At 39.9% G+C, this 25,576-nt stretch carries 24 protein-coding genes; 2 read left to right on the forward strand and 22 right to left on the reverse strand.

What is annotated here, in order from left to right; all coding sequences use genetic code 11:
* Positions 1-2: 2 nt before the first annotated feature.
* The 15 genes from hrcA to ACYSNO_RS01990 form a co-directional block, all read right to left on the reverse strand.
* The gene (hrcA, locus tag ACYSNO_RS01920; protein WP_461729374.1) at positions 3-1,046 is read right to left on the reverse strand and encodes a heat-inducible transcriptional repressor HrcA; all 1,044 of its coding nucleotides are present in this window, start codon (positions 1,044-1,046) and stop codon (positions 3-5) included.
* A gap of 132 nt (positions 1,047-1,178) precedes the next feature.
* Positions 1,179-2,336: a radical SAM family heme chaperone HemW gene (gene hemW, locus ACYSNO_RS01925; RefSeq protein WP_461729704.1), complete on the reverse strand. Its 1,158-nt coding sequence runs from the start codon at positions 2,334-2,336 to the stop codon at positions 1,179-1,181.
* Positions 2,337-2,488: 152 nt separating this feature from the next.
* Positions 2,489-3,433: a LacI family DNA-binding transcriptional regulator gene (locus ACYSNO_RS01930; protein WP_461729375.1), complete on the reverse strand. Its 945-nt coding sequence runs from the start codon at positions 3,431-3,433 to the stop codon at positions 2,489-2,491.
* A 151-nt stretch (positions 3,434-3,584) separates the two neighbouring features.
* Entirely contained in the window at positions 3,585-4,268 is a 684-nt protein-coding gene (locus ACYSNO_RS01935) for a phosphoribosylaminoimidazolesuccinocarboxamide synthase (protein WP_461729376.1), read from the reverse strand.
* 129 nt (positions 4,269-4,397) lie between these two features.
* Entirely contained in the window at positions 4,398-4,961 is a 564-nt protein-coding gene (locus ACYSNO_RS01940; protein WP_461729377.1) for a methylated-DNA--[protein]-cysteine S-methyltransferase, read from the reverse strand.
* 42 nt (positions 4,962-5,003) lie between these two features.
* Positions 5,004-5,942, reverse strand: a complete 939-nt coding sequence (gene ribF / locus ACYSNO_RS01945) for a riboflavin biosynthesis protein RibF (protein WP_461729378.1) — start codon at positions 5,940-5,942, stop codon at positions 5,004-5,006.
* A gap of 16 nt (positions 5,943-5,958) precedes the next feature.
* The gene (gene truB, locus ACYSNO_RS01950; protein ID WP_461729379.1) at positions 5,959-6,879 is read right to left on the reverse strand and encodes a tRNA pseudouridine(55) synthase TruB; all 921 of its coding nucleotides are present in this window, start codon (positions 6,877-6,879) and stop codon (positions 5,959-5,961) included.
* A 107-nt stretch (positions 6,880-6,986) separates the two neighbouring features.
* Entirely contained in the window at positions 6,987-7,334 is a 348-nt protein-coding gene (rbfA, locus tag ACYSNO_RS01955) for a 30S ribosome-binding factor RbfA (protein ID WP_461729380.1), read from the reverse strand.
* A gap of 23 nt (positions 7,335-7,357) precedes the next feature.
* A complete protein-coding gene (gene infB, locus ACYSNO_RS01960) occupies positions 7,358-9,766 on the reverse strand; it encodes a translation initiation factor IF-2 (RefSeq protein ID WP_461729381.1) in 2,409 nt (802 codons plus the stop codon).
* 12 nt (positions 9,767-9,778) lie between these two features.
* Positions 9,779-10,081: a YlxQ-related RNA-binding protein gene (locus ACYSNO_RS01965; RefSeq protein WP_461729382.1), complete on the reverse strand. Its 303-nt coding sequence runs from the start codon at positions 10,079-10,081 to the stop codon at positions 9,779-9,781.
* On the reverse strand, positions 10,074-10,370 hold the full coding sequence (rnpM, locus tag ACYSNO_RS01970; protein WP_461729383.1) for an RNase P modulator RnpM: 297 nt from the start codon (positions 10,368-10,370) through the stop codon (positions 10,074-10,076). The genes ACYSNO_RS01965 and rnpM overlap by 8 nt, the downstream gene beginning before the upstream one ends.
* A gap of 17 nt (positions 10,371-10,387) precedes the next feature.
* Positions 10,388-11,569 (reverse strand): transcription termination factor NusA, encoded by a 1,182-nt coding sequence (gene nusA, locus ACYSNO_RS01975; protein WP_461729384.1) that lies wholly within the window; start codon positions 11,567-11,569, stop codon positions 10,388-10,390.
* A gap of 20 nt (positions 11,570-11,589) precedes the next feature.
* The gene (gene rimP / locus ACYSNO_RS01980; RefSeq protein ID WP_461729385.1) at positions 11,590-12,063 is read right to left on the reverse strand and encodes a ribosome maturation factor RimP; all 474 of its coding nucleotides are present in this window, start codon (positions 12,061-12,063) and stop codon (positions 11,590-11,592) included.
* Positions 12,064-12,247: 184 nt separating this feature from the next.
* Positions 12,248-14,182, reverse strand: coding sequence for a threonine--tRNA ligase (gene thrS / locus ACYSNO_RS01985; RefSeq protein WP_461729386.1), 1,935 nt, complete (start codon positions 14,180-14,182; stop codon positions 12,248-12,250).
* Between the two features lie 334 nt (positions 14,183-14,516).
* Positions 14,517-14,885 carry a DUF488 domain-containing protein gene (locus tag ACYSNO_RS01990; protein ID WP_461729387.1) on the reverse strand — a complete coding sequence of 123 codons (369 nt, stop codon included), beginning with the start codon at positions 14,883-14,885 and terminating at the stop codon, positions 14,517-14,519.
* Positions 14,886-15,018: 133 nt separating this feature from the next.
* Between ACYSNO_RS01990 and ACYSNO_RS01995 the strand changes: the two genes are divergently transcribed.
* Both ACYSNO_RS01995 and helD read left to right on the forward strand, forming a co-directional pair.
* Positions 15,019-15,621, forward strand: a complete 603-nt coding sequence (locus tag ACYSNO_RS01995) for an NUDIX hydrolase (RefSeq protein WP_461729388.1) — start codon at positions 15,019-15,021, stop codon at positions 15,619-15,621.
* Positions 15,622-15,732: 111 nt separating this feature from the next.
* Positions 15,733-18,009, forward strand: a complete 2,277-nt coding sequence (gene helD / locus ACYSNO_RS02000; protein WP_461729389.1) for an RNA polymerase recycling motor HelD — start codon at positions 15,733-15,735, stop codon at positions 18,007-18,009.
* A gap of 144 nt (positions 18,010-18,153) precedes the next feature.
* Here the strand turns inward: helD and cls are convergent, their stop codons facing one another.
* From cls to rsfS, 7 genes are all read right to left on the reverse strand, one after another.
* Entirely contained in the window at positions 18,154-19,725 is a 1,572-nt protein-coding gene (cls, locus tag ACYSNO_RS02005) for a cardiolipin synthase (RefSeq protein WP_461729390.1), read from the reverse strand.
* On the reverse strand, positions 19,715-20,389 hold the full coding sequence (locus ACYSNO_RS02010; RefSeq protein ID WP_461729391.1) for a hypothetical protein: 675 nt from the start codon (positions 20,387-20,389) through the stop codon (positions 19,715-19,717). Before ACYSNO_RS02010 ends, cls begins: the two co-directional genes overlap by 11 nt.
* Positions 20,390-20,403: 14 nt before the next feature.
* Positions 20,404-21,915, reverse strand: a complete 1,512-nt coding sequence (gene glpK / locus ACYSNO_RS02015) for a glycerol kinase GlpK (protein WP_461729392.1) — start codon at positions 21,913-21,915, stop codon at positions 20,404-20,406.
* Between the two features lie 503 nt (positions 21,916-22,418).
* Positions 22,419-23,138 (reverse strand): YebC/PmpR family DNA-binding transcriptional regulator, encoded by a 720-nt coding sequence (locus tag ACYSNO_RS02020; protein WP_461729393.1) that lies wholly within the window; start codon positions 23,136-23,138, stop codon positions 22,419-22,421.
* A 96-nt stretch (positions 23,139-23,234) separates the two neighbouring features.
* Positions 23,235-24,401 carry a nucleotidyltransferase gene (locus ACYSNO_RS02025; protein WP_461729394.1) on the reverse strand — a complete coding sequence of 389 codons (1,167 nt, stop codon included), beginning with the start codon at positions 24,399-24,401 and terminating at the stop codon, positions 23,235-23,237.
* 80 nt (positions 24,402-24,481) lie between these two features.
* Positions 24,482-25,213 (reverse strand): class I SAM-dependent DNA methyltransferase, encoded by a 732-nt coding sequence (locus tag ACYSNO_RS02030; protein WP_461729395.1) that lies wholly within the window; start codon positions 25,211-25,213, stop codon positions 24,482-24,484.
* 1 nt (position 25,214) lies between these two features.
* Entirely contained in the window at positions 25,215-25,556 is a 342-nt protein-coding gene (gene rsfS / locus ACYSNO_RS02035; RefSeq protein WP_461729705.1) for a ribosome silencing factor, read from the reverse strand.
* Positions 25,557-25,576 lie beyond the last annotated feature (20 nt).

Genomic DNA, 25,576 nt, shown 5'->3' on the forward strand with positions numbered 1-25,576 from the left:
ACTCACTCACTAGACGAATCTAATATTCGATAGTAGTCAGCCAACTTCATTGCAAGTTCTCGACTAAAGGTATCCACCAATCCGAACATTTTTGAATAAGGCATACTGGCTGGTCCTAGTAAAGCGATTGTCCCTTTTCCATGCCCTTGAATGTCATAACTTGCTTGAATTAAACTCATGTTTTCTAGCAACTCATGACCGAGTTCGGAGCCAATCTTAATTTGAATCATTGGATTACGTGGTCCCAGTAACTGGGTAAGTTCTTCCGGATTTTTCATAAATGAATACATCGATTTAAATTGGATTTTGTCTTGTTTGGTTTCAAAATCTAAAAGATTCATTTGTCCACCAACATACACTTTTTCTTCAAAAAGATGATTCAACATTTGATGAAACAAATCCAAGATTCCTTCGGTCGTTTGAAAATACTTGTGTAGAATCATTGGTATTTCCGTTCGTAGCCGATGATAGACCGTAATTAACGGTTCACCGATTAGCCGATCATTAATAATTCGAACAACGATTTCTAGTTCTTCACTTCGAATATGATGTGGCAAGGTAAAGACTTGATTTTCTACATTTCCCTTATCTGTTACGATAATGGCAACAACTTGTCGATGATTCAAAGGAACAATTTTAAAACTCGTCAACCGTCTTTCATTGACGTCTGGACCTAATGAAAGTGCGGTATAACTGGTTAAACTTGATAAAACTTCGGCAGAGTGTTGAATAATATCGTTAATTTCATGAAATTCTTGACCAAATCCTTGGCGAATTCTTTGAAGTTCTTCTGGTTGCACTTGCATGGGATTTAGCAAATGATCGACATAATAACGATACCCCTTCATCGAAGGAATTCTACCGGATGAAGAATGCGTCTTTGACAACAAAGACATTTCTTCTAATCGTTTCATCTCATTACGAATCGTTGCTGAACTTGCAGCAACCCCGTCTTCCATTAAGGTTTTTGAACCAACAGGCTGACCAGTTGTGGTGTAGTTCTGAATGAGTACACGTAAAATTTCTCCTTGTCTTTCAGTTAACAAATTTATCACCCCTTATTAGCACTCTTTTACCTCAAGTGCTAATACGACTATAAATATACCACATCTAGATTTCTTGTCAAGCATTTTACTCGTTTTTTTAGCACTCAATACTCAAGAGTGCTAAATCCTTTTTTATACTTGTTCTAAAAGAAATTTTTCAAAGACTTCGTTCCCTACGAATAAACCTTTCGCGGTTAAGCGGAAAAAATCTCCTTGAACTTCAGCCAATCCCTGCGCTTTTAATTCGGGTAGGACCGCAGCATAGACACTCGTTAATTTTTCATTAAACTTTGCTTCAAACCGACTCAATGAGATTCCTTCCGTTTTTCGTAGTCCTAAAAATAATTCTTCTTCGATTTGATTTTTCTTTGACAATTTTTCAGTTTCTAAAATCGGTAAACGCCCTTCCTTCAGTGGGTTCATGTAGTGCTGAATGGGGCCATAATTCTTATAACGAGTTTTCCCCAGATAACCACTGGCGCCGGCTCCAAAACCATAATAATTTTCATTATCCCAGTAGACAAGATTATGTAATGATTCTTTACCTGGCTTTGCAAAATTACTCACTTCATACTGATGATGTCCTGACTTTTCCATGGCTTCAATCGCTTCTTCAAACATCTGGGTCTCAGCTTCCTGATTCGGCAACTCCAAACGACCTTGACGCACCCAATTCATAAACATTGTTTTGTTCTCTAAAATCAGTGAGTACATTGAATAATGCGGCAAATCAAAAGCGAGGGCTCGATGCAAGGTATCTCGAAAACTTTCAATCGTTTGTCCAGGTAAAGCATAAATCAAGTCAATACTAATATTATCAAATTGCTTCTTCTCTAACAGTTTAATTGTGTCGTAAACATCTTGCACAGAATGCTTGCGTCCAATTTTTTTCAATAAGCGGTCATCAAAGGTTTGCACCCCCATTGAGAGGCGATTCACGCCATGAGCCTTCAAAACATCAAGTTTTTCAGCCGTCAAATCTCCCGGGTTGGCTTCCACCGTAAATTCTCTCGTCGTTGTTGTCGGCAAATAACGATGGACACCAGTTAATAAAACATCTAATTGCTTCGCTGTTAACGACGTCGGTGTCCCACCGCCAATATAGATTGTTTCTGAAGCGACAGTAGGTGATTGGGCCAACGTTAACTGAATCTCCTTTAACAAGGACTCAATGTATTCATCCACCGGTTGGCCTTCTAAAAAAACTTTATTAAAATCACAGTAGTAGCAAATATGCTCACAAAAAGGAATATGGATGTAGGCAGAGGTGCTTGAACCGGGATTAACGATTCTTTCTTTCACTATTAAAAACTCCTCAATTTCTTTTTTTCATTTCTTGCCTTTCAATTATAACACAAAAACAAAGCCATTCTTTCGACAAACCTTCGCCAAGTTCGCAAAAGGATTTTAATTCGCCCCAAAAAAATAACCCTAAAATAGGGTTACTCTCTTAAGATAAATTTTGAATCCAAGCGCACTTGTTTTTGCTTAGATGGATCAATAACCATAGCGAATGCTTGATGCCCGATTTCTCTCAAATGATGATCAATCGTTGAAAAATTCAATAACTTCCCACTCAATTGATTTTCTTGTCCAACAATCAAGGGAACCGACGCACCCGCCGTTAAAAATTGTTCACGCACACCTGCGGCTATATCATCGACATTAACAAAAAGGCAATCCAATGGTTGTTTCCTATTCAATAGTTCCTTACCTACGCGAAGACCATCTTCATAGGTCGTACTGTTAAGAATGATGTCCTCTTTCTCAGGATAGTAACCAAAGACTTCACGAAAGGTATCTAAGGTAATTTGACTGGTCACACTTGAATGATAATCACGGCTTAATAAGATGCCAATCCGTTTCATTCCTTTTTCTTTTAACCAGTAAAAAGCCTCACGATATGCCGGCTGTCGATTGGAGTAGACTGCAAACAAGTCTTTTCGTTTAGGATCTTCGCAACAAACGATGGGCCCAAATTGAGAATACTCTGCGATTTTTTCTAATGTTATCCCTCTAGAAGTAAAAATCAATGCGTCGACAGCCTTTCTCCGTAATTGCTCCAAATATTCAACTTCGATCTCCTCATCATATTCTGATGGCAAGATGACGATGCGATATTTCGTTGAAAAAGCACAGTCAATAATCCCATTCACAATTTCACGAAAATAAGGATGTTTCGTATGGGGCAAAACAACACCGATATTACCATTTTTCCCTCGACTCAAATCGCGTGCAATTTTATTAGGAACAAAATTTAATTCTTCAATCACCTGCTCAATTGCTTGTTGTGCTTGTTTCGAAACATGATTTTTTTGATTTAACACTCGGGAAACGGTTGACACCGAGTAGCCACTTTTACGGGCAACATCATGAATGGTTACCATAGCGATTGCCTCACACTCACTTTCTTTTACTTTTTACTTGTCTTCTTTATTATAAGAGCTAAAAGCGGTTTTAGGTCAAGTCCTTTAAAGTATTTCAACTTTTACAAAAAAAGAGTTTGCTATCAATCAAGATAGCAAACCCTTCGTTCATTTATGCGAATAATAAAGGTTCGAGTTCAAGCGGGTGTACCGGTTCCTCGCCTTTAAAAACACGCATGTTTCCACCAGACAGTTCATCAATTAAAATGATTTCTCCAGCTTGTTCTCCTCGACCAAATTCCAGCTTGATATCGTACAAAGTTAACCCTTTTTGAGCTAATTCATGTTGAACGAATGCGCAAATTCGTTTCGTTTGCTTTTTAATGATGGCATACTCACCTTCGGATAATATCCCCAAAGCAAGCAGACCATCTTCCGTCACTAACGGATCTTGTCTTTGATCGTCTTTCAAGGTGATTTCAACATAGCCATCCAGATCGGCACCGGGTTCGATGTAGGCTCCATACCGACGTACAAAGCTCCCCACTGCTTTATAACGACAAATGACCTCAAGCCCTCGGCCGAACATCACCGCTTTTTTTACATCCATCGACTTTTTCTCAAGGTCCGCCCCTAAATAATGCGTCGCAATGCCTTCTTGGTTCAATCGTTCGAAAAAGAATTGACTTACAGCTAAACCAGAACGGCCCGAACCTTCAACAGTTAACCCGACTTGATTCTCACCAGGATCAAATACGCCATCTTTCCCAGTCATTTCATCCTTAAAAATCAATCGAATGGTTCCATCTTCTTTCTCATAAACATCTTTCGTCTTACCTTGGTAAATGCGTTTCATAAGGCACCTCTTTAAGTTCGTTTTTTAATGTTTTACAAGAATAGAATACCACAAAAAAAAGCTTTTGAGAATATAAATACGAACTTTTTAAAAGGTTTTACGGAGAATCAATTGGCTATCAAACATCTTTTAGCTCTCGGTTTCTACGATAAACTTGCGTGCTTCTTTCAAGTCTTTAGGGACGAAGTACGTGTCTTTGCTGATTTTTTCTAGTTCAAAGAGCGCCAACTTGCGAGCAATCCCGCCACCGTAACCGGTAATACTCCCTGATTTTCCAATCACTCGGTGACAAGGGATGATTATCGAAATCGGATTCCTTCCAACTGCCCCACCGACCGCTTGTGCGGACATTTTTTCTTTTCCCGACTCAAGGGCGATTCGTTGAGCAATTTCTCCATATGTCACCGTTTGACCGTATGGAATTTCCGTTAAAATCTTCCACACTTGGTGTTGAAAGGCTGTCCCTTCTGGAGAAATTGCAAAATCAATAGCTGGATTCTCACCAGAAAAATAAGCGGCTAGCCATTGTTTCACGCGTCGAAACAATGGCAAATCCTCACCAGGGGTTACTTCCGCTTTGCAAGTCGCTTCAAATTCCTTTTTTCCAAAATAAGCCCCTGTTAAGGCATCGCCATCACTAGTTAAATACAGAGGACCTAGGGGTGAAGGTGTCACTACTTGATATGTTTTCATTCAAACTCTCTCCTAACTGCATGTCGCTTAACGCCTGATGACTTATTTTTGAAAATAATCACGGGTATGTTGTTCATCTTGTTTTAGTTGGGCAATCAACGCATCGACACTCTCAAAAGCCACTTGTCCTCTTAAGTAGTGTAACCAACGAACAGATACCTGTTCCCCATAGATATTTCGATTGAAATCTAAGAGATTGACTTCCACCGTCACGGGTCGATTTTTTTCAAAAGTATCGTTTCGACCAATTGACCCCATCGAAGGATACCAGTGATCGCCAACTTTGATTTCTGTCACATAAACGCCTTCTTTTGGTAATCGAGTCGTACTTTTAACTTTAACATTGGCTGTTGGATAGCCAAGTGTTCGACCGCGAGCATCGCCATGAACAACGACCCCATCAATGCGATAAGGGTAGTTCAGTAACTCTTGAACCTTTTCTAAATTCCCAGCATCTAATTCTTCACGAATACGTGTTGAACTCACTTTTTCCCCATTCAGCGTCTCTTTTGATACCGTCACAATTTCAAAGCGCCCTTGTCCATAGGTAGGCAAACAAGTCATATTGGCAATTTCTTTTGGACCGTACGTATAATCAAAGCCTGCGACAACTGTTTTTGCATGCAAGCCGACCATATAAGTGTCAACAAATTTTTGTGGACTCAAGCTGGCAAAATCAGAAGTGAACTCAACGATATATAAATAATCAACGCCTAGCGAAGCCATTAACGCTTTCTTTTGCTCTAAACTGGTTAAATATTTCATTTGTTCCGCAGGGAGTTTTTGAAAGACGATCGATGGGTGATGATTAAAAGTCATTAGTGCTAGTTTTAAGCCTTGTTCTTGGGCGATTTTACGACCTTCCGCAATCACTCGTTGATGGCCTTTATGAACCCCGTCAAAAAAGCCTAGCACTAAAACTACCGGCTCTCCGGGGATTTGTTTGTCATCATAAGGATGACGGATTTCAATTGTTTGCATAACATTATTCCTTTCCTTACTCGTTTCTTAATACTTTCCGTGGTTTTAAAATCCCCATTTTGGTCGGATGCGCTTCATATAGACTAACGACACGCCCTTGATAAAAAAGAGCGAGTAAATCCGTTGGAGCAGCGTGTAATCCTAGTTCTTCATATTCGAGTCGGGCACCATTTTTCACTTTTATCCATAACGCTTCCGATAAATCAATACGTTCAAAATCTTGCACACCGAATTCAACGGGCAAAAGCGCTTCTGACAACATCTTTTTTTCCATTAAATCAGCAACTTGTGCGAGTGTGAACGCTTGTTCTTTTAAAAAACCTCCACTGGCGATTCTCGTCAAGTCAGACATGTGAGCAGGCACGCCTAAAAGCTGGCCAGTATCGACCGCTAGCGTTCGAACATACGTCCCTTTGCCACAATCAACAGCAAAACGCCAGGTTTGCGTTTGTGTTTGCGTATCCCAAATTGGAGGGGTTGTTCGTTTAAAGGCAGCAATTTCTGCCGTTCGCTTGGGCCGTTCAACGGTTTCATTTTTTCGAGCATATTCATATAATCGTTTTCCGTTGACCTTCACGGCAGAATACATGGGTGGTATTTGGGTAATCGTTCCCGTCAGTTGTGCCATTGCAGCATCAATTTCTTCTTCCGTAAACGGTTGCTCAATCCCCTTTCGTTCGACAACCTCTCCTGAGGCATCCTCCGTTGTGGTGCTAAATCCTAAAGTGATTTCTCCCACGTATTTTTTTCCTGAATCAGTTAAAAATTCAATTACCTTGGTTCCTTTTCCTACGCAAATGGGTAAAACACCATCGACATCTGGATCTAAGGTCCCGCCATGTCCGACTTTTTTGGTCCCTAGTATTTTTCGTAATTTAAAGACGCAATCGTGGCTTGTCATGCCACGTTCTTTCCATAAAGGTAAAATGCCATCCATCATATTTTTACACCTTCATTCCATTTTTTTCTCGTTTCATTATAGCATGTTTCAAGATTTTCGCGTAAAAAAGAGGGTGTGACCAACGCCACAACCTCTTTTTACACTTAATCTCGATTTAAATCACGTAACATTTGATCGATTTTATTGCCGTAAGCCACAGATTCATCTAACTCAAAGAGAATTTCAGGGGTTTTGTATAGCGTTAACGCTTTGCCAATCTCCCGACGAATAATCCCTGTCGCTTTTTCTAGCCCTTCTTGCGCGGCTTTTTTATCAGAAGCGAGATCTGATAAAATACTGTAGTATACTGTTGCTTGTTGTAAATCACCCGTTACATGAACATCTGTGATATTCACATCGGCAACTCGAGGATCGCGAACGGTTTTACGTAAAACTTGGTTCACTTCTTTTAAGATTTCTTGAGCTACACGACGATCACGATAGTTAGCCATTGGAAACTCCTCCTACCTATTTTTTATTTTGCTTTTACTTCTTCCATGATGAAGCCTTCAATGATGTCATCTTCACGAATATCATTGTATTTTTCAATCATTGCACCACATTCGAAGCCTAATTTGACTTCTTTTGCATCGTCTTTAAAGCGTTTCAAGCTTGCTAGGTGTCCTTCATAAATAACGATACCATCTCGAATCACACGAACGCCGCTATCTCGGCGGATGTACCCTTCTGTTACATAACATCCCGCAATTGTTCCAACTTTTGAAACTTTATAGGTTTCACGAACCAGCATTTGACCTGTAATTTTCTCTTCAAATTCTGGATCAAGCATCCCTTTCATTGCCGTTTCAATTTCATCGATGGCGTTATAAATAATTCGGTGTAGACGAATATCAACTTGTTCCGCATCCGCTTGTTGACGAGCTTGCGGCGTCGGACGAACATTAAAGCCAATAATAATCGCATTACTTGCTGCAGCTAAAGTAATGTCACTTTCATTAATTGCACCAACCGCTGAATGGACGATGTTCACACGTACACCCTCGACATCAATTTTTTGCAAGGATGCGGCTAAAGCTTCTGCTGTTCCTTGAACATCTGCTTTAATAATTACATTTACCTCACGAATTTCGCCTTCTTTTAGGCTATCAAATAAGTTGTCTAAGGTCACGCGTGTATTGCTGCCACGTTGTTCCAATAGCGCACGTTTGGCACGTTCTTCACCCGCTGCACGCGCCGTTTTCTCGTCTTCAAAGGTTACAAAGCGATCACCTGCTTGAGGCACATCATTTAATCCTGTAATTTCAACTGGCGTTGCTGGTCCTGCTTCTTTGTCTCGACGACCAATATCATTCGTCATCACTCGAACACGTCCAAAGGTGTTTCCTACAACGATTGGATCACCGACTTTCAAGGTTCCTTGTTGAACTAATAGTGTTGCTACTGGCCCTTTTCCTTTGTCTAAGCGTGCTTCAATGACCGTTCCAATTGCACGTTGCGTTGGATCTGCTTTTAAATCTTCCACTTCAGCAACTAATAGAACCATTTCTAACAATTCATCAATATTTTGAGCGAATTTTGCAGAGATTTCGACAAAAATGGTATCGCCGCCCCATGCCTCAGGGATTAATCCATGTTCACTTAATTCTTGCATCACATGCGGAGGGTTCGCTGCTGGCTTATCTACTTTATTGACTGCGACAATAATTGGAACACCCGCTGCTTTTGCATGGTTAATTGCTTCAATTGTTTGTGGCATCACACCATCATCGGCTGCAACAACTAAAATTGTAATATCTGTGATACTTGCTCCACGCGCACGCATACTTGTAAACGCCGCGTGTCCAGGTGTATCTAAGAATGTGATTGGTTTGCCATCAATATCAATCTGATAGGCACCAATATGTTGGGTAATTCCACCGGCTTCTCCACTTGTTACTCGTGATTTGCGTAATGTATCAAGTAAAGTTGTTTTCCCGTGGTCAACGTGTCCCATAATGGTAACAACGGGCGGACGAGAAACAAGTGCTTCTTCGTTCATTTCTTCTGGTTCAAAGAATTTATCAATGTCCGCAATATCCACTTGCACTTTCTCATGTGCTTCAATACCATAGTCTGTTGCTAATAATTCAATTGTTTCTGCATCTAGTGGTTGGTTTTGATTGACCATCACACCCATCATAAAGAGTTTCTTAATGATTTCAGCAGGCTCACGATAAATCTTCTTGGAAATATCTGCAACATTCATGCCATCTGTGTATTCAAGCACCTCTGGTAATTCACGGAATTTACGTGCAGGCACTGCTGGTTTATTTTCAGATGCTGGATGTTTCCCTTTCCGTCCACGTTTGTTGAAACGATTTCGGTTTTGGTTACCCCAACCTTGATTCCGCCCTTGATTTGAGTTTTGGCGAGCGGGACGATTTTGATTTGTTCCTTGCTCTTGACGATTTTGCGTTGTTGGTTTCGTCGTCGCTTGATTTGATGCCGAGCGATTTTGTTGGGTCGCCTGGTTTTGTGAACGATTTTGATTGTTTTGCGACCCTTTGTTTTGGTCAGTTGCTTTATTTGTTGGTTTGTTACCACCTTGTTGCGGACCTTTATTCACTGGTTTTCCTGAATGATTTCGATTTCCTTGTGTGGTTGTTCCACCTTTGTTTTGACGGTTTTGGAAATTCGGATTATTTTTTTGTGTTTGATATTTCTTTTCAGTCGGTTTCGCAGAAGCAGTTGTTGCTTTAGCATTTCCTTCTTTTTTCGGTGTCGAACGATTTCTTAATGCCTGGCGCAACGATTTTTCTTGTGATTCAGAAATCACCGCCATATGGTTTGATACATTAAATCCTAAAGATTTTGCTTTATCGACGATTTCTTTACTCGATGTATTCATTTCTTTTGCAATTTCATAGACTCTTTTATTCGTCATGCAATCACCTTCCTAACTTAATAATAGTTCCTCGATCTTCTTTGCAAAGCCTTGATCTTTCACCCCAACAACCATTCGATTTTTACCAATCGCTAAACTTAGTTGCGTTGAATCAAAACAATCAAAGCAAGGAACTTTGTAATACGAACTTTTATCTTTAATACTTTTTTGTGTATTTTTTCCTGCATCTTGAGCAATAAAAACCAAACGCACTTTGTTCGCCCGAATGTCTTTTAAAGTCAACTCTTCACCCGTAACCAATTGACCTGCACGCATTGCTAGACCTAACAGATTCAGTGCCTTTTCTTTACTCATTGGCAAACAACTCTTTTCGTGCTTTTTGATGCGTCACATAAGCAAGTAATTCTTGATAAAACGCATCGGATATTTTTGTTTCTAAGACACGATCAAGAATCTTTTTGTCCCAAGCCGCCTGTGCCTCCGCTGGTTCGAGTGCAAGATAAGCGCCTCTTCCAGGTGCTTTTCCTGTGGGATCAATTGATACGACACCTTCTTTTGAACGTGCGATTCGCAAAAGATCTTTTTTAGGAAACATTTCGCCCGAAACAACGGATTTTCTTAAAGGTATTTTTCTTTTTTTCATATCCATCCCACCTTGAATTATTCTTCATCAAATTCAACGTTTTCATAATCGTCCGCAGTCATGTCTGGATTGGCCATTATTGTTTCATCGATTAGCATTGCTTCTTCCATTTCGCTTTCCGCTTCCACTTCTGCTTCTTGTTGCTCTAGTGCTTCATAAAAACTGACCATATCGGATTCTGATTTTATATCAATCTTAAATCCAGTTAGTTTCGCTGCCAAACGAGCGTTTTGACCACGTTTTCCGATAGCTAGTGACAATTGATAGTCTGGTACAACAACCGTACACGCTTTTGGATTTTCTGCATCAAAAATCACGTCGCTGACTTCTGCTGGATTCAACGCATTGGCAATGAAGACAGCTGAATCTTCATTCCACTCAACAATATCCATGTTTTCGCCTTTTAACTCATTTACTAAGGCTTGCACTCGTTGACCCTTTGGCCCGACACATGTTCCAACTGGATCGATGTTTGCATCGTGAGAGCGAACAGCAATTTTCGAACGGTCACCTGCTTCACGCGCAATACTCACAATTTCTACCGTCCCGTCATAGACTTCTGGCACTTCTTGTTCAAATAAACGACGTAATAAATCTGGATGGCTTCGACTAACAAAAACTTGCGGCCCTTTTGAAGTGTTTTCCACCTTCGATACATAAACCCGAATGCGATCATGAGGTTGGTAAAATTCATTGGCCATTTGATCTTGTTTTGATAAAACTGCTTCAATTTTTCCTAAGTTTACATAAATATAGCGATTGTCCTGACGCTCAACAATGCCTTGCATAATATCATTTTCATAGGCACTAAACTCGGTATAAATAATATTACGCTCCGCTTCACGTACACGTTGTAAAATGACTTGTTTTGCGGTTTGTGCTGCAATTCGACCAAAGTCTTTTGGGGTTACTTCAAAACGGATTTTGTCTCCAATTTCGTAAGCTGGATTAATTAAAATGGCATCTTTTAATGATACTTCTAACTGAGAATCCATCACTTCTTCAGTGACTTCTTTCACTGAATAGACATGAATATTTCCCTTTTTTTGATTGAATTCAACTTCCACGTTTTGTGATTGGCCGTAGTGACGTTTATAAGCAGAAATTAGCGCTGCTTCTAAAGCTTCAATCACGATTTCTTTTGATATTCCTTTTTCTGCTTCTAAGGCATCTAAAGCATTTAACATTTCTTTACTCATTTTCTTTGCATCCTCCGTAATTAAAATTGAACTGCTAAACGAGCATGGGCAATATTTTTGCGATCAAGGGTCAGTTCTTTTTCTCTGGTTTTAATTTTAACTTTTAAAACTAATTGTTCTGCATCAAACGATTGCAAGAACCCTTGATATTGTTTTTCACCATCGACTGCTTGATAGAAAGAGACATGGATATAAGCGCCTAAAGCTTGTTCATAATCTGTTTCTTTTTTTAATGGTCGTTCTGCACCAGGAGAAGAAACCTCAAGAAAATAAGCTTGTGGGATTGGGTCCGGTTCAATTGTATCAAGGGAGTCACTCAAACGCTCACTGACAAGGGCACAATCTTCTAAATCAATTCCGCCTTCCTTATCAATAAAGACACGTAAAAACCAGTTTTTACCTTCTTTAACAAACTCTACCTCAACTAACTCAAATTTTTCCGCTTCCAAAATTGGTGTTACTAAATCTGTAACAGTTTCCACAACCGTACTCAAAATATGATCCCTCCTTTAAATAATCGTAACGAAATCCATTTCATGCCATAAAAAGAGTGAGGGAAAAGACCGCCCTCACTCAACTCTAGTATCATTACAGTTAGAAATATAACATATTTTTTCAGAAAACTCAAGAGATTCCTATTTTCTTAACATTTCGTTTTCATTTTCTTTAATTTTCCCGTTATTTACTACGATTTAAGACATCGGCTACCATCGCATCAACAAAAACATTTAAGTTTTCCACTTGGGTTGCTTTCGAACCATAACGGCGAACATTGACGGTGCCTTCTGCGACTTCTTGGTCACCCACAACAATTTGATAAGGGATTTTTTGTGTTTGAGAAGCACGAATTTTATATCCAAGTTTCTCATTGCGGTCATCTAATTCAACTCGAATGCCTTGTTCTTGCAGGCGTTCCTTCACAGTCAGGGCGTATTCGTGATGTGCCTCCACAGAGACTGGAATGATAGTTGCTTGAATCGGTGCCAGCCAAGTTGGAAAGGCTCCTTTATAGGTTTCGGTTAAATAAGCAACAAAACGTTCCATCGTAGAAACAATCCCGCGGTGAATGACAACTGGTCGATGCGTGTTTTCCCCGTCTTCACCCACATAGGTCAAATCAAAACGTTCAGGTAATAAAAAGTCCAACTGGATCGTTGAAAGTGTTTCTTCATTTCCCAAAGCCGTTTTTACTTGAACGTCTAATTTCGGTCCATAAAAGGCCGCTTCACCTTCTGCTTCAAAGTAATCGAGACCAGTTTCATCCATTACTTCTTTTAACATTGATTGTGCATGGTCCCACATTTGATCGTCATCAAAGTATTTTTCAGTGTTTTTTGGGTCACGGTAACTAATACGTAATCGATAGTCGGTAATGTCAAAATCTTCATAGACAGCAATCATTAAATCAAGTGTGCGGCGGAATTCCTCTTTAATTTGATCTGGACGAACAAACGTATGCCCATCGTTTAAGGTCATTTCTCGTACACGTTGTAAGCCCGACAGCGCTCCTGATTTTTCATAACGGTGCATCTGTCCCAACTCTGCAATACGAATCGGTAACTCGCGATAAGAGTGGACGTCATTTTTATACACCATCATATGATGTGGACAGTTCATTGGACGCAACACTAACATTTCACCATCGCCCATATCCATCGGCGGGAACATGTCTTCATGGTAGTGTGCCCAGTGCCCTGATGTTTTATAAAATTCAACGTTTGCCATAATCGGCGTATAAACGTGCTGGTAGCCTAAGGCAATTTCTTTATCTGTAATGTAACGTTCGATTGTTCGACGAATTGTTGCCCCCTTTGGCAACCAAAACGGTAAGCCTGATCCTACTTCAGGTGATAACATAAATAAATCTAATTCTTTTCCTAACTTGCGGTGGTCACGTTCTTTTGCCTCTTCACGCATTTGAATAAAAGCTTTCAGTGCTTTTTTGTCAAAGAAAGCTGTTCCGTAAACGCGTTGCATCATGTGGTTATCGGAATTGCCTCTCCAGTAAGCGCCTGCTACTGATAAGAGTTGGAATACTTGAATGCGCCCAGTTGTCGGGACGTGAGGCCCACGACATAAATCAACAAAGTCCCCTTGTTCATAGGCAGTGATAATTTCATCAGCTGGTAGATCTTGAATCAACTCTTCTTTGTAAGGATCGCCGGCAAACAGTTCGAGTGCTTCTTCTTTCGTTAGTACACGACGCGTAATGGGTAAGTTTTGTTTGACGATTTTCATCATTTCTGCTTCAATCGCTGCCAAATCTTCGGCAGTGACTGGCTGTTCACCATTATCGGTGTCATAATAAAAACCAGAGTCAATGGCTGGTCCCACACCGAACTTAATTTCTGGATACAAATGGCGCATGGCTTGTGCCATTAAATGAGCCGTCGAGTGACGCAAAAGTCCGAGTGCGTCTTCATGGTCCGGTGTGACAATTTCAATCGTTGCATCTGCCTCAATCGCACGATCAAGGTCAATCAATTCTCCGTTCACCTTTCCAGCTAGTGCTTTTTTTGCAAGTCCTTTTGAAATACCTTCCGCAATTTCCTTTGTTGTAATGCCCGCCTCGTATTCACGAACGGCACCATCTGGAAATGTTATTTTAATCATTTCGCTTCCTCCTTTTATTTTCCTTTTATTACAAATTCCTGTTTTTTTGCAATAAAAAAGTCCTAATACTGTAGCAAGTCTACAGTATTAGGACGACTCATCGTGGTTCCACCTAATTTTAAATACAATCATTGTATTTCTCAAACGTGTTAACGGTAACGACCGCCTCTGTTTCAACAAAGGTCTGAAAAAGTGGTCATTCTTTGGTTTTCTCCCGGAAAAGTTTCAGCCACGCTTTTCCTCTCTTTTCGAAGACTCTCAAATGCAGGTGTCTTTTTCATTAATCAAATATGTTCTTATTTAATCACTTTTTCTGAAAAATTGCAAGGATTTTTTACTTCTTTAAATCTTCTTGTAATTTTTCTTGCAGGACAACGGCTTGATTATGGGTTTCATCTTTCGCACCAAAAAGTAAAAAGACATTTTCGTTTTGTAACCAGTGACGAATTTGTTCCAGAAAAGAGGGATAAATTGGATTGTTCTCAAGCTCCTTTTCATACTGCGCTTTAAACCAAGGATACTTTTCCGGGACATGCCCAAAGTTTTTCCTCAGTTCACTTGAAGGAGCAATTTCCTTTTCCCATAAATCCAAATGCAGCGTTTCTTTCTTGATTCCTCTTGGCCAAATCCGATCAACCAACACTCGTTTGCCGGCAATCGACGTCAAATCTTCATAAGCTCTTTTGATTTTTAATTCTCCCACTTCAAAAACCTCCTTCGGTCTCTCTCTTCATTGTACCCCTAATTTTCTTTAAATAAAAAGATTTCGCTTTCACAGTAAAGGTTTTTTACGCTTAAATTTGCTAGAATAAAAAGAAAAAGGAGGGAAAAAAGCAATGAATCTTTTACAACAAGCACAACGACTTTTGGCCATCGCACAAAGCGGCCTCACATTTGGAAAAGATCCTTATGATCACGAAAGGTATACGGAAGTCAAACAAATTGCACTCACCTTACTTGCAGATTGTGGGAGTGCCTCACTGCCCACAATCGAACAACTTTTTTCTCAAGAATCCGGTTACCCAACGCCCAAAATTGATGTCCGCGGCTTTTGCTTAAACGAACAGCACGAGATTTTGCTCGTACAAGACGCCACAAGTCTAGAGTGGTCTTTACCCGGTGGTTTTGGCGAAGTTGGTTTCAGCCCCAGAGAAAATATCGAAAAAGAAATGTTGGAGGAAACAGGCTATCAGGTAGACGTTTCCCATTTGTTAGCTGTCTTTGACACAAACTTAAATCTGGAAGTTCCCCAAAGTTTTCAATACTATAAACTCGTCTTTGCTTGTCACTTACTTGATGGTGCATTTCGTCCAAATATCGAGGTTCGCAAAATAGCTTATTTCCCCCTGACTCAGCTGCCGAGACTTTCGGAAAAAAGAACCACAAAAGAACAGTTAACACTTTTAAGTCAACAAACGTCCCTCACTTACTTTGATTAAAAAAATAAAAGAATGATTTCTGACAACTCGTTAAGATTTCGTTCTTTTTTTCGTATTCTTTACGGTTCTATGCTATACTTTTAGGGTCAAATTTTTAGGAGGTATGCCAAAATGACTGCCCGTGAATTCGAAAAAAAACAACTGAGTCAAACCATTCAGTTGATTCAAAAAGAACAAGATATTATCAAAAAACAACAAGAAGAGGTTGAAAACACTTTACAATCGCAACTAAAGGAAGTAGCAGATAAAAAAATTAACGCAGGCTCTGAAGAAGCTTTTTACGAGTCCGTGGTTGAATATCAACAGCATGAACAAGATTTGCTTTTACGCTATCAAACGACCGAAGCACAAAAAAAGCGTTTAAAAACTTTAAGCGTTATGGAAAAATCGCCCTATTTTGCCCGAATTGATTTTAAAGAAGGCATTGAAGCACCAGAAACACTTTATTTGGGGATCGCTTCCTTACGTAACCAAAAGGAAGATACCCTTGTAATCGACTGGCGTGCTCCCATTGCGAACCTTTATTACGAAGGGGAACTAGGAACGACCTTTTATGAAACAGATACCGATCGTTTTGAAGTTGAGCTATTATTAAAACGTCAATTTAAAATTCAAGACGGTGAATTGCTCTCAATGGTGGATACGACGGAGATTATTAATGATGATTTTTTATTGGAAATTTTAGATGAAGCCTCTTCGGGTCAGATGAAGAATATTGTATCAACCATTCAAAAAGCCCAAAACGAGATTATCCGTGACACGACCAATCGGATTTTATTAATCGAAGGAATTGCAGGAAGCGGAAAGACTTCTGCCTTACTGCAACGCATTGCTTATATGATGTATCGGAATCGTAAATGGTTAGATGACGAACAAATTTTACTTTTTTCACCCAATCACTTGTTTTCTGATTATATTTCCCAAGTCCTGCCTTCGCTAGGAGAAAGTGAAGTCCCAACGCGCACTTTCCGTGACTTCTTACAACAACTATTGCCACGTTATGAAATTCAAAAAGAAGCAGCAGAAGAGATTCATTTCTTAACTGGAAAAGATAACAAAATCGAAAAACTAATGAATAGCCTGTCTCTTGTGAGTCTAATCTCGGATTATTTAGAAATGATTACCCCTGTCGGCCCCCTCTTTAGAGACTTAAAAATCAAAGGGGAAACGTATATTACCAAACAACAGATTCGTCGTTGGTATGAAGAAACAAATAGCCAACTGCCCTTACACCAACGCAGCCAATTATTACAAACAAAGCTCCTTAAGAAAATTGGTGGCTTAGAAAGAGATGAATTACGGAAACAATGGGTAAAAGATGAAACGGAGGAGCGTTTACAAGCACTTTTCGAAAACGATCCAACTCAGGATTACACTGAGGAAAACGAACGTCGTCTGCGTAAAAAAATTCGCATGCAAATTGTTCGTCGAAAATTCCGTGCACTGACTCGAGGCGTTCAAAACTATCAATTTATTAATCGACCGAAACAATACGTGCATTTCTTGCAACAAATCCCGATGGAAACTTTCACTCGTTTCAACTTGTCACAAACCGAATGGAATGACCATTTGAATACGGTCAAGCAACAATTTAGAAGTCGGGAATTAACGGAACAAGACGGAATTTTATTCTTCTTACTATCACGAGGCCTACACCCGATTGACGTGGAGCAAAAAGCACGCTTTATTTTTGTCGATGAAATGCAAGATTTCCCACCTGCACAAGTGGCTTTATTACGTACCTTATATCCCAAAGCCGGCATGAGCCTTTGCGGGGATTTAAACCAAAAAGTTTTCGGTAACGAAACGATTGTTAACTCTCTCGATTACTTGTTCCCAGAAGAAAATATCGCTCGCTATCAATTAACGACAAGCTATCGTTCCACGCAAGAGATTACAGCCTTTGCGAACCAATTTTTATCTCAAGAAGAACAGGTACAAACAACCGCCCGAAACGGACAGTTACCTATCCTCTTACAGGAAACAACCTTGGATGCTTTGCGCGAGAAGCTCCTCCGGCAAGTCCAAACAACTAGCCAAAAGAATCCTTATTGGCGGATTGCCATTATTGGTAAGTCCATTCAAGAATGTCAAACACTTTATGAACAATTCGATGAGACAACACAAAGGGAAATTCAATTAATTACTTCGGAAGATGCTTTTATGAAACGTCAAGTGATGATTATCCCTGCTTTCTTGGCCAAAGGGCTAGAATTTGATAGCGTCTTTGCTTGGAATATCGGGGACAATTTCACGTCAGCACAAGACCAACTCATTCTCTACACCATTGCGACCCGCGGCATGCATGAACTTACCGTGCTTGTTCCGGCAACCCCGAGTCCACTTTTAGAAAACATCGACCAGACAACCTATCAAACGATTCGTTGAGAAAGTACCACACGATTGAACACTCGAAAAAAGGGCCTGATTGATTCATTTCTGAATCATCAGTCCCATAAATTATAGAGCCGAAAAAAGCCAGCGCCACGGGATGCATCGAACACCGTGACACTGGCTTTTTTGTTTATTTTATTACATCAACGGAGCAAATATTTTCATTATCCATCCTAGAAGCTTTGTAAAATCTTTCTCGTTTCGAACATCATCTAGCGTGATTCGTTGAGAAAGTGCCAGCGTTTCAGCGAAGTCGATTGCCATTTTTTCGATTTCCTTGACCCCCTCAAGATAAACGCCACATTCAAAATGATGATAAAAACTACGATAATCCAAATTAATGGTCCCCACCGTCGCTTGATAACCATCCACGATAAAGTTCTTGGCATGAACAAAGCCTGGTGTGTATTCGTAAATTTGAACTCCTGCTTCAATTAATGTTTTGTAATGACTCTTAGCCAAAGCAAAGGCGTACTTCTTATCTGGAATATGTGGCAAGATGATTTTTACATCAACGCCTCTTTTAGCGGCAAAAGTTAAGGCCGTCTCCATCTCCCCGTCCAGAATTAAATAAGGGGTCATAATATGAACATATTTTTGTGCTTTGTTCAAGAGATCAAAATAAACCATCTCTCCTACTCTTTCATCGTCAAGCGGAGAATCTGCATAAGGCAACACAAACCCTTCCTCAACGCTGTCATCTGCCTCCTCAACTGCTAACGAAAGCCAAGGTTCAAAATCAATGTCGCTGCTATCCATGGCCCACATTTTTAAAAACATCAACGTAAAACTTTCTGCTGCTTGTCCTGTAATTTTAATCGCTGTGTCTTTCCAATGGCCAAACCGTTCGATTTCGTTAATGTATTCATCGGCCAAATTCACTCCCCCTGTAAAGGCGACTCGGCCATCAATGACGCAAATTTTCCGGTGGTCACGGAAATTATAGACGGTCGAGACGAAGGGCTGAATGGGGGAAAAGACTTTGCACTTGATCCCATATTTCCTTAATTCATCTGGATAAGAACGTGGCAACAAAGAAAATTCACAAAAACCATCATACATAAAACGAACTTCCACCCCAGCTTGGGCTTTTTCAATTAGAATTTCTAAAATCTGACCCCACATACGACCTTTTCCAACAATAAAATACTCCATAAAAATAAAGGTTTCTGCTTGTCGTAACTCGTTAAGTAAATCTTCAAACTTCGCTTCTCCAGATGGATAGTAGCAAACCGCATTGTTTTGATAGATCGGGTACGAACCCGTTAAATTGACAAAATGATGCAGGCCTTTTAGATTAGGATACTGCTCTAAGGCTACCAAGACCTCCTTTTTTGTTTGAATCCGTCCCTTGCTCTTCTTTCCAATTTCAACAAGTCGGCGGCGTTCCAAGCGATGCCCAATTTCTAAACGGGTATAAAAATAAAGAAAGATGCCAATAATTGGCAAGACGCTGAATAAAACTAACCAAGTTAATTTCACACTATTGTCACTTTTACTGTTAAATAAGGCGACACAACCAATAACTGTCACAACAAGCGAACCACCATAATAAATATGCACATAATTGGTCGAAACATAGTTCATCCCGAGAAACAATAACCCAATCTGAATTATTAATAATAAAAGAATAATGCCGACACGACTAAAGACCAATTGTAAGAAGCTTTTTTTGCTTCTTTTAAACAATTCGTTCTCATCAATTTTCATACATGACCTCCAAATAATCAAGTAAAGGGAGTGTTGGATACTTTAATTGAATAATTTGTAAAATTACTTTTAGTTCCGAATAATTCTTCGGGTTTTCAACATCAAAAATCCGGCTATGACGTCCGATGCCACCGTTATCAATCAATCGATTGCTGCGATTCCAATCAATAAATTCTTCCAAATAAACAAATTGACTGAGTGGAAAACCTGCACCATCAATAATCTCAGATAGGCGAAAGGACAAAAAGGCACTATCAATGACTGATTCACGATTGATTCGTCCTTTTTGATTCCCAAAGTTGTGTTCTTTGACTAAAACCTTTTCCCGGTCATTGGCGAGGTACCAATCTAAAAGATAAAAAAAGCCAGTCAGACGGGTCGACTCTTCAAAGAGTAGCCAGGAATCTTCTGATTCACGGAAAACCAAGGGAATTAAGTAATCTTTGCGATAAATTAACATGGGTGCTTGTTTTACGGCACACGTTAGGTAACGATTTAAATAGCTAACGCCTCGAAAATCGCCCAATCGATAGCCTTGCACACCAAACTCACGGTAACGTGAACAAAGTTGTGAACAATCACTAATAGCTACAGAAATTTCCGTTATTTTCTCATAGCCACTTAAAATCCGATCAAAGGGTTCTAAAATAATTGTCTCCACCAATATTCCTCCTCGTTCTATTCTCCTAGCGGACGATGTTTAAACTTCATCGTTGCCTCAACCGCTTCTTGCCATCCAGCGTATAAATTCTGGCTTACCTCTTTGGTCATCCTAGGATGAAAGGTTTCAGCTTTTGCATACACCTCTTTTATTTCATCAAAATCTTGCCAAAAGCCCGTCGTTAACCCCGCTAAAAAGGCAACACCTAAAGCTGTGGTTTCTAGAAATGCCGGTCGCTTAACATCTGTCTGCAAAATATCTGCTTGAAATTGCATTAAAAAATTGTTCTTTGATGCGCCTCCATCTGCTTTTAACAAGCTGATTGGCAGGCCAGCCTCATAAGACATTGTCTGAACGACATCACAAGTCTGATAGGCTAATGATTCTAATGTGCCTCGAATAAAATGTTCTTTCGTCGTTCCTCTCGTAATCCCAAAGATTGCTCCTCGAGCTTCTTGATCCCAATAAGGAGCACCCAAACCTGTAAAAGCTGGAACGACATATAGTTGATTGCTGTCTGGTACACTCATCGCTGCACTTTCAGTCGATGTCGCATCATTAATTAATCTTAGGCCGTCTCGTAGCCACTGAATGGCAGAACCAGCAACAAAAATACTCCCTTCCAATGCATAGGTTACTTCATGACCGATTCCATACGCGATTGTTGTCAGTAAGCCATTTTCCGAAATAATTGGTTCTGTCCCAGTATTCATTAATATAAAGGCACCTGTTCCGTAAGTGTTTTTTACCATGCCTTCTTCAAATGCCCCTTGCCCAATTAAAGCGGCTTGTTGGTCGCCCGCAATCCCAGCAATGGGGATTTGTTGACCATAGAATAAATAATCGTCTGTGTAACCAAAAATCTCTGTATTGGAGCAAACTTCGGGTAGCAGACTTCTTGGAATATCGAATAAATCTAATAGTTCTTGATCCCATGCCAATTCGTGAATATTAAATAACATGGTTCGACTGGCATTGGTATAGTCAGTCTTATGGACCTTTCCTTCTGTCAATTTCCATAATAACCAAGTATCAATCGTTCCAAATAATAGTTCGCCTTTTTCGGCTCGAACTTTCAAGTCTGGTCGTTGTTGGAACAACCATTGAATCTTTGTCGCTGAGAAGTAAGAATCAATCGGCAAGCCTGTTTTTTCCTTGACTCGTTGTTCATAACCAAGCGCCTTCCACTCATCGGCGACCTCACTGGATTGTTTTGATTGCCAAACAATGGCATGATAAACCGGTTCCCCAGTTTCTTTCTCCCATAAGACCGTTGTTTCTCGTTGATTGGTGATCCCGATTGCAGCAATTTCTTCAGGCTGAATCTTCCCGGCAATTAAAACACCGGCAATCACATTTTGAACGGAATGCCAGATTTCAATGGGGTCGTGTTCCACCCATCCAGGCTGTGGGAAAATTTGGGTAAATTCTTTCTGACTCGTCGCGTAAACTTCGCCTTTTTTATTGAAAATGATGCCGCGACTACTTGTCGTTCCCTGATCAATGGCTAAAATATATTTTTGGGTCATTGGCTTCTCTTCCTTTATAAAATATCATTCATTTTACAATTATAGCATACCCACTTAGAGATAAGAACAGCTGTTGATTCATTTCAATCGCGACAATAATCGAGGGGTTACACTTAATATTTTCTTAACTTTATTTGACCCCTTTTCAAAAGAACGCTATAATTGGTTTACACGAAAGATATTATTAAGCAATAATTTTAATTTGTTTTAAGGAAATTTATTCAAACTGGCGTAACAGAGGGTTACAAGGATGTATTAGTGGTTAGGGAATATGTCGTTTAAATGAGAAATAATTAATTTTTAAGTAATAGTGTCCACCAACTTTAAAATAATAACTATTGATTCGTTAGATAGCCTTCTCTTCATTAAGAGAGGGCTATTGTCCATTTCAGCGTTCAAATAGTAGACACCCCCGAGGAAGAACGAGTCATCATCCTTCCCCGGGGGTGTTTTTTAAGCAGAGTTATTTATAAATTGACGTATTCCTTTCAAGGTTGGTTCTGTTATTCTACTTCGCTCACATTATGATAAATTTTTTGAACATCTTCTAAATCTTCCAAGGCGTCAATCATCTTTTCAAAAATAGCCTGATCTTCTGCACTTAATTGGACTTCATTTTGTGGCAACATTTCCATCTCAGAAAGATTGAATCGCTCGATGCCTTTTTCTTTTAATGCCTCTTGAATGGCATGAAAATCCTCGGGTTCTCCATAAACCATGATTTGTCCGGCTTCTTCTTCAACATCTCGCACATCAATTTCTTTTTCCATTAGATACTCTAAGATGCTATCTGCGTCTTCGCCTTCAAAGCCAAATAGAGCCGTGGGTTCGAACATATAGGCAACCGCACCCGAAACCCCCATGTTTCCACCATTTTTTCCAAATGCTGCGCGCACATCTGCTGCCGTACGATTGACATTATTTGTTAAAGTATCTACGATAACCATCGCGCCATTGGGACCAAAACCTTCATAGCGTAACTCATCATAATGTTCCTCGCCCGAACCTTTAGCCTTATCAATTGCTCGATCAATAATGTGTTTTGGAACATTATAAGTTTTGGCACGATCAATAACAAATTTTAATTTTTGATTTAAGTGAGGATCCGGCTCTCCCGTTTTTGCTGCTGCATAAATTTCAATTCCAAATTTTGCATATGTTCGACTCGTATTCGCATCTTTTGCGGTCTTCTTTTCTACAATATTTTGCCATTTACGACCCATGGTCTCACTTCTCTTTCTACTAATTTCCAATGACTCAGCATTGGGGAATCATCCTTTATTATTATACTTGCCAATCGGTGTTCTGTGAAGCATTTTTTACGCCTTTTGTTTTTTTATAATCGGAGATCGGCCGTAATTTTGTTCAAAAATTTGGTCGTTTGCCAGCGCATAAATCGTATCGCAACGGACTGTCAAGTCATAGGTTTGTCCTTCTTTTTTTCCAATGCGTGAGAGAATGGGGTAGGGACAAGATTTTTTTATTTGTTTTAAGTAAGCTTTTCCTTTTTCGTTCATGCCCAAAACGCTTAGATGTTTTTTATCCCAAGCCCCATGAACCTCCTCTTGTGTAATCCCTAGTAAAACATAGGTACATAATCGTTGCAATCGCGCTTGCGAGTAACGTTTTGTCTTGACCGTTTGAATAAATGTCTCAAAATCATCCGCCGTTTTTGCCGCCTCTTTTAATCGGTATTCTAATCCTTCAACCATTTGGTAAATTTCTCGCATTTTTTTTAATGGCATTACCTTTAGTTGATACCTCAAGAAAGGCCAAAAATCTTGCCAAGTCACTTGATAATCTTCTAAATCTTTTGCTGTTTTAAGCGGTACAACATCTGCGATCTTCGCATTTTCAGCAACCCCTCGACGAATGGCAGTGGCACTTGCAATTTCTCCCCGAATTTCCTCCGAGTGATAGGCTGCTTGAATCCTCTGAATCGGATGCATCCTCATCGGTTGCGGATAATGAGCATTGGCGATACTATAACTCATCCCTAAAAGATGATTTGGTCCTTCAAGAATTGGTGCTTCTGGGAAAAAATGTCCCAGTGTTTGCGCCATTTTTTCAGGATAAGATTGATTCTTCTGATGATTTTCTTGAAAGTACCGATCAATGTCGGCTTGATTGGCTCTTACAAATTTACCAAAGGTCGCATAATCAAAAGGTGTCTCACGGTCCGTACCAAAACAAAAACTCTCACAAGCCAATGCTTGTAACAGCGCGATCGCCCCTTCTGCAAAAAAATCAGCGGATTGCACAGCCCATTCAATAGGTAGTTCAACGACTAGGTCAACGCCATTTTCCAAAGCAGCTTCCGCGCGCCGCCACTTATCTAAAATGGCTGGTTCTCCTCTTTGTAAAAAATTCCCGCTCATGACAGCAACGACGACTTCTGCCTGAGAAACTTCACGTGCTTTTTTGGCATGGTATCGGTGCCCGTTATGAAAAGGATTGTACTCGACCACTAGACCACAAGCTTTCATCGACTCGCCTCCTCTTTTATCTATTTTCGGAAGAAAAAAATGAGAAAAAGTGTCCTGAACTTTTTCCCATCTTCCTCCTATTATTTATGACAAACAAAAAACCATCGACGGCTTTTTTCATTTGGCTCACTATCAATGAAATCTGCATAAGTTGAGACCTGTTGAAAGCCTGCGTTTTCTAACATTAATAAGTAGGTTTTTAACGGGTAGGTTCGTTCGCGATGAAGTTCATCTTCACGAACAAATTTGCCGTTTTCCTCCTGAACAAAAAAAGTTAAAAAATGTTCGATGCTATGCTGCTCCTCTCCAGGATAACTATCCCACAAAAAAGCAAACTCCTCTGTTTGGTAATGATAACTGTAGCTGGGGAATACTTCGTCCACTTGATACGTTGAGTGAACGTCAAAAATAAAGATCCCCTCATCTTCAATTACTTGATAGACTTCATCAAACACTTGTTGAATTTCTTGTTCGCTTTGCATATAACAAAGCGAATCAGAAAAACAAGTGACTGCTTGATAAGTACCTATATCGGCTAAATCAAGCATATCACCTGCAACAAATTGAATCGCTACTTCATTCTCTTGTGCCCGTCCACTAGCGATCATTAACATTTCTTCCGAAAGATCCAGCGCCGTCACATCAAAATCATTTTTTGCAAATTCAACAGCCAAGGCCCCTGTCCCACAAGCCAACTCTAAAATTTGTTTTTTTCCTGCTAGATGTCGCAAAGAAAAATCTAACCAACGTTGGTAGAGACTTGTGTCCATGACCTCATCATACACAAAGGCAAAGGTTTCGTATGCAGCCATTTTACTCGTCAATCCAATCAGTGATCGAAACAAGTGGTGCATCCGACCATAATTTTTCTAAATTATAGAATGAACGTTCCGAAGTACTAAAGACATGAACCACGACATCGCCTAAGTCAATCAAGATCCATTTCCCGCCTTCTTTTCCTTCCACTCGCTTAACTTGCACTTGGGCTTTTTGTTCTTCTTCAATAATCGCATCAACAATTGCGGAAATTTGACGTTCTGTATTTGCAGAACAAATGAAAAAATAATCGGCTAATAATGATACTTCTCTAACGTCTAACGCTAATAGATCTTCCGCCCGTTTACTATCGGCGGCTTTTACAGCAATCTCTAAAATCTGCTTACTTTCTATGATAA

The sequence above is a fragment of the Enterococcus sp. LJL98 genome (genome assembly GCF_054871745.1).

What these genes read in the sequence shown, in the direction of transcription:
- ACYSNO_RS01930 (WP_461729375.1), bottom strand. Translation starts at nt 3,433, where the DNA reads ATGGTAACCATTCATGATGTTGCCCGTAAAAGTGGCTACTCGGTGTCA.
- ACYSNO_RS01935 (WP_461729376.1), bottom strand. Translation starts at nt 4,268, where the DNA reads ATGAAACGCATTTACCAAGGTAAGACGAAAGATGTTTATGAGAAAGAA.
- ACYSNO_RS01940 (WP_461729377.1), bottom strand. Translation starts at nt 4,961, where the DNA reads ATGAAAACATATCAAGTAGTGACACCTTCACCCCTAGGTCCTCTGTAT.
- ribF (WP_461729378.1), bottom strand. Translation starts at nt 5,942, where the DNA reads ATGCAAACAATTGAAATCCGTCATCCTTATGATGACAAACAAATCCCC.
- truB (WP_461729379.1), bottom strand. Translation starts at nt 6,879, where the DNA reads ATGGATGGCATTTTACCTTTATGGAAAGAACGTGGCATGACAAGCCAC.
- rbfA (WP_461729380.1), bottom strand. Translation starts at nt 7,334, where the DNA reads ATGGCTAACTATCGTGATCGTCGTGTAGCTCAAGAAATCTTAAAAGAA.
- infB (WP_461729381.1), bottom strand. Translation starts at nt 9,766, where the DNA reads ATGACGAATAAAAGAGTCTATGAAATTGCAAAAGAAATGAATACATCG.
- ACYSNO_RS01965 (WP_461729382.1), bottom strand. Translation starts at nt 10,081, where the DNA reads ATGAGTAAAGAAAAGGCACTGAATCTGTTAGGTCTAGCAATGCGTGCA.
- rnpM (WP_461729383.1), bottom strand. Translation starts at nt 10,370, where the DNA reads ATGAAAAAAAGAAAAATACCTTTAAGAAAATCCGTTGTTTCGGGCGAA.
- nusA (WP_461729384.1), bottom strand. Translation starts at nt 11,569, where the DNA reads ATGAGTAAAGAAATGTTAAATGCTTTAGATGCCTTAGAAGCAGAAAAA.
- thrS (WP_461729386.1), bottom strand. Translation starts at nt 14,182, where the DNA reads ATGATTAAAATAACATTTCCAGATGGTGCCGTTCGTGAATACGAGGCG.
- ACYSNO_RS01995 (WP_461729388.1), top strand. Translation starts at nt 15,019, where the DNA reads ATGAATCTTTTACAACAAGCACAACGACTTTTGGCCATCGCACAAAGC.
- helD (WP_461729389.1), top strand. Translation starts at nt 15,733, where the DNA reads ATGACTGCCCGTGAATTCGAAAAAAAACAACTGAGTCAAACCATTCAG.
- cls (WP_461729390.1), bottom strand. Translation starts at nt 19,725, where the DNA reads ATGAAAATTGATGAGAACGAATTGTTTAAAAGAAGCAAAAAAAGCTTC.
- glpK (WP_461729392.1), bottom strand. Translation starts at nt 21,915, where the DNA reads ATGACCCAAAAATATATTTTAGCCATTGATCAGGGAACGACAAGTAGT.
- ACYSNO_RS02020 (WP_461729393.1), bottom strand. Translation starts at nt 23,138, where the DNA reads ATGGGTCGTAAATGGCAAAATATTGTAGAAAAGAAGACCGCAAAAGAT.
- ACYSNO_RS02025 (WP_461729394.1), bottom strand. Translation starts at nt 24,401, where the DNA reads ATGAAAGCTTGTGGTCTAGTGGTCGAGTACAATCCTTTTCATAACGGG.
- ACYSNO_RS02030 (WP_461729395.1), bottom strand. Translation starts at nt 25,213, where the DNA reads ATGGCTGCATACGAAACCTTTGCCTTTGTGTATGATGAGGTCATGGAC.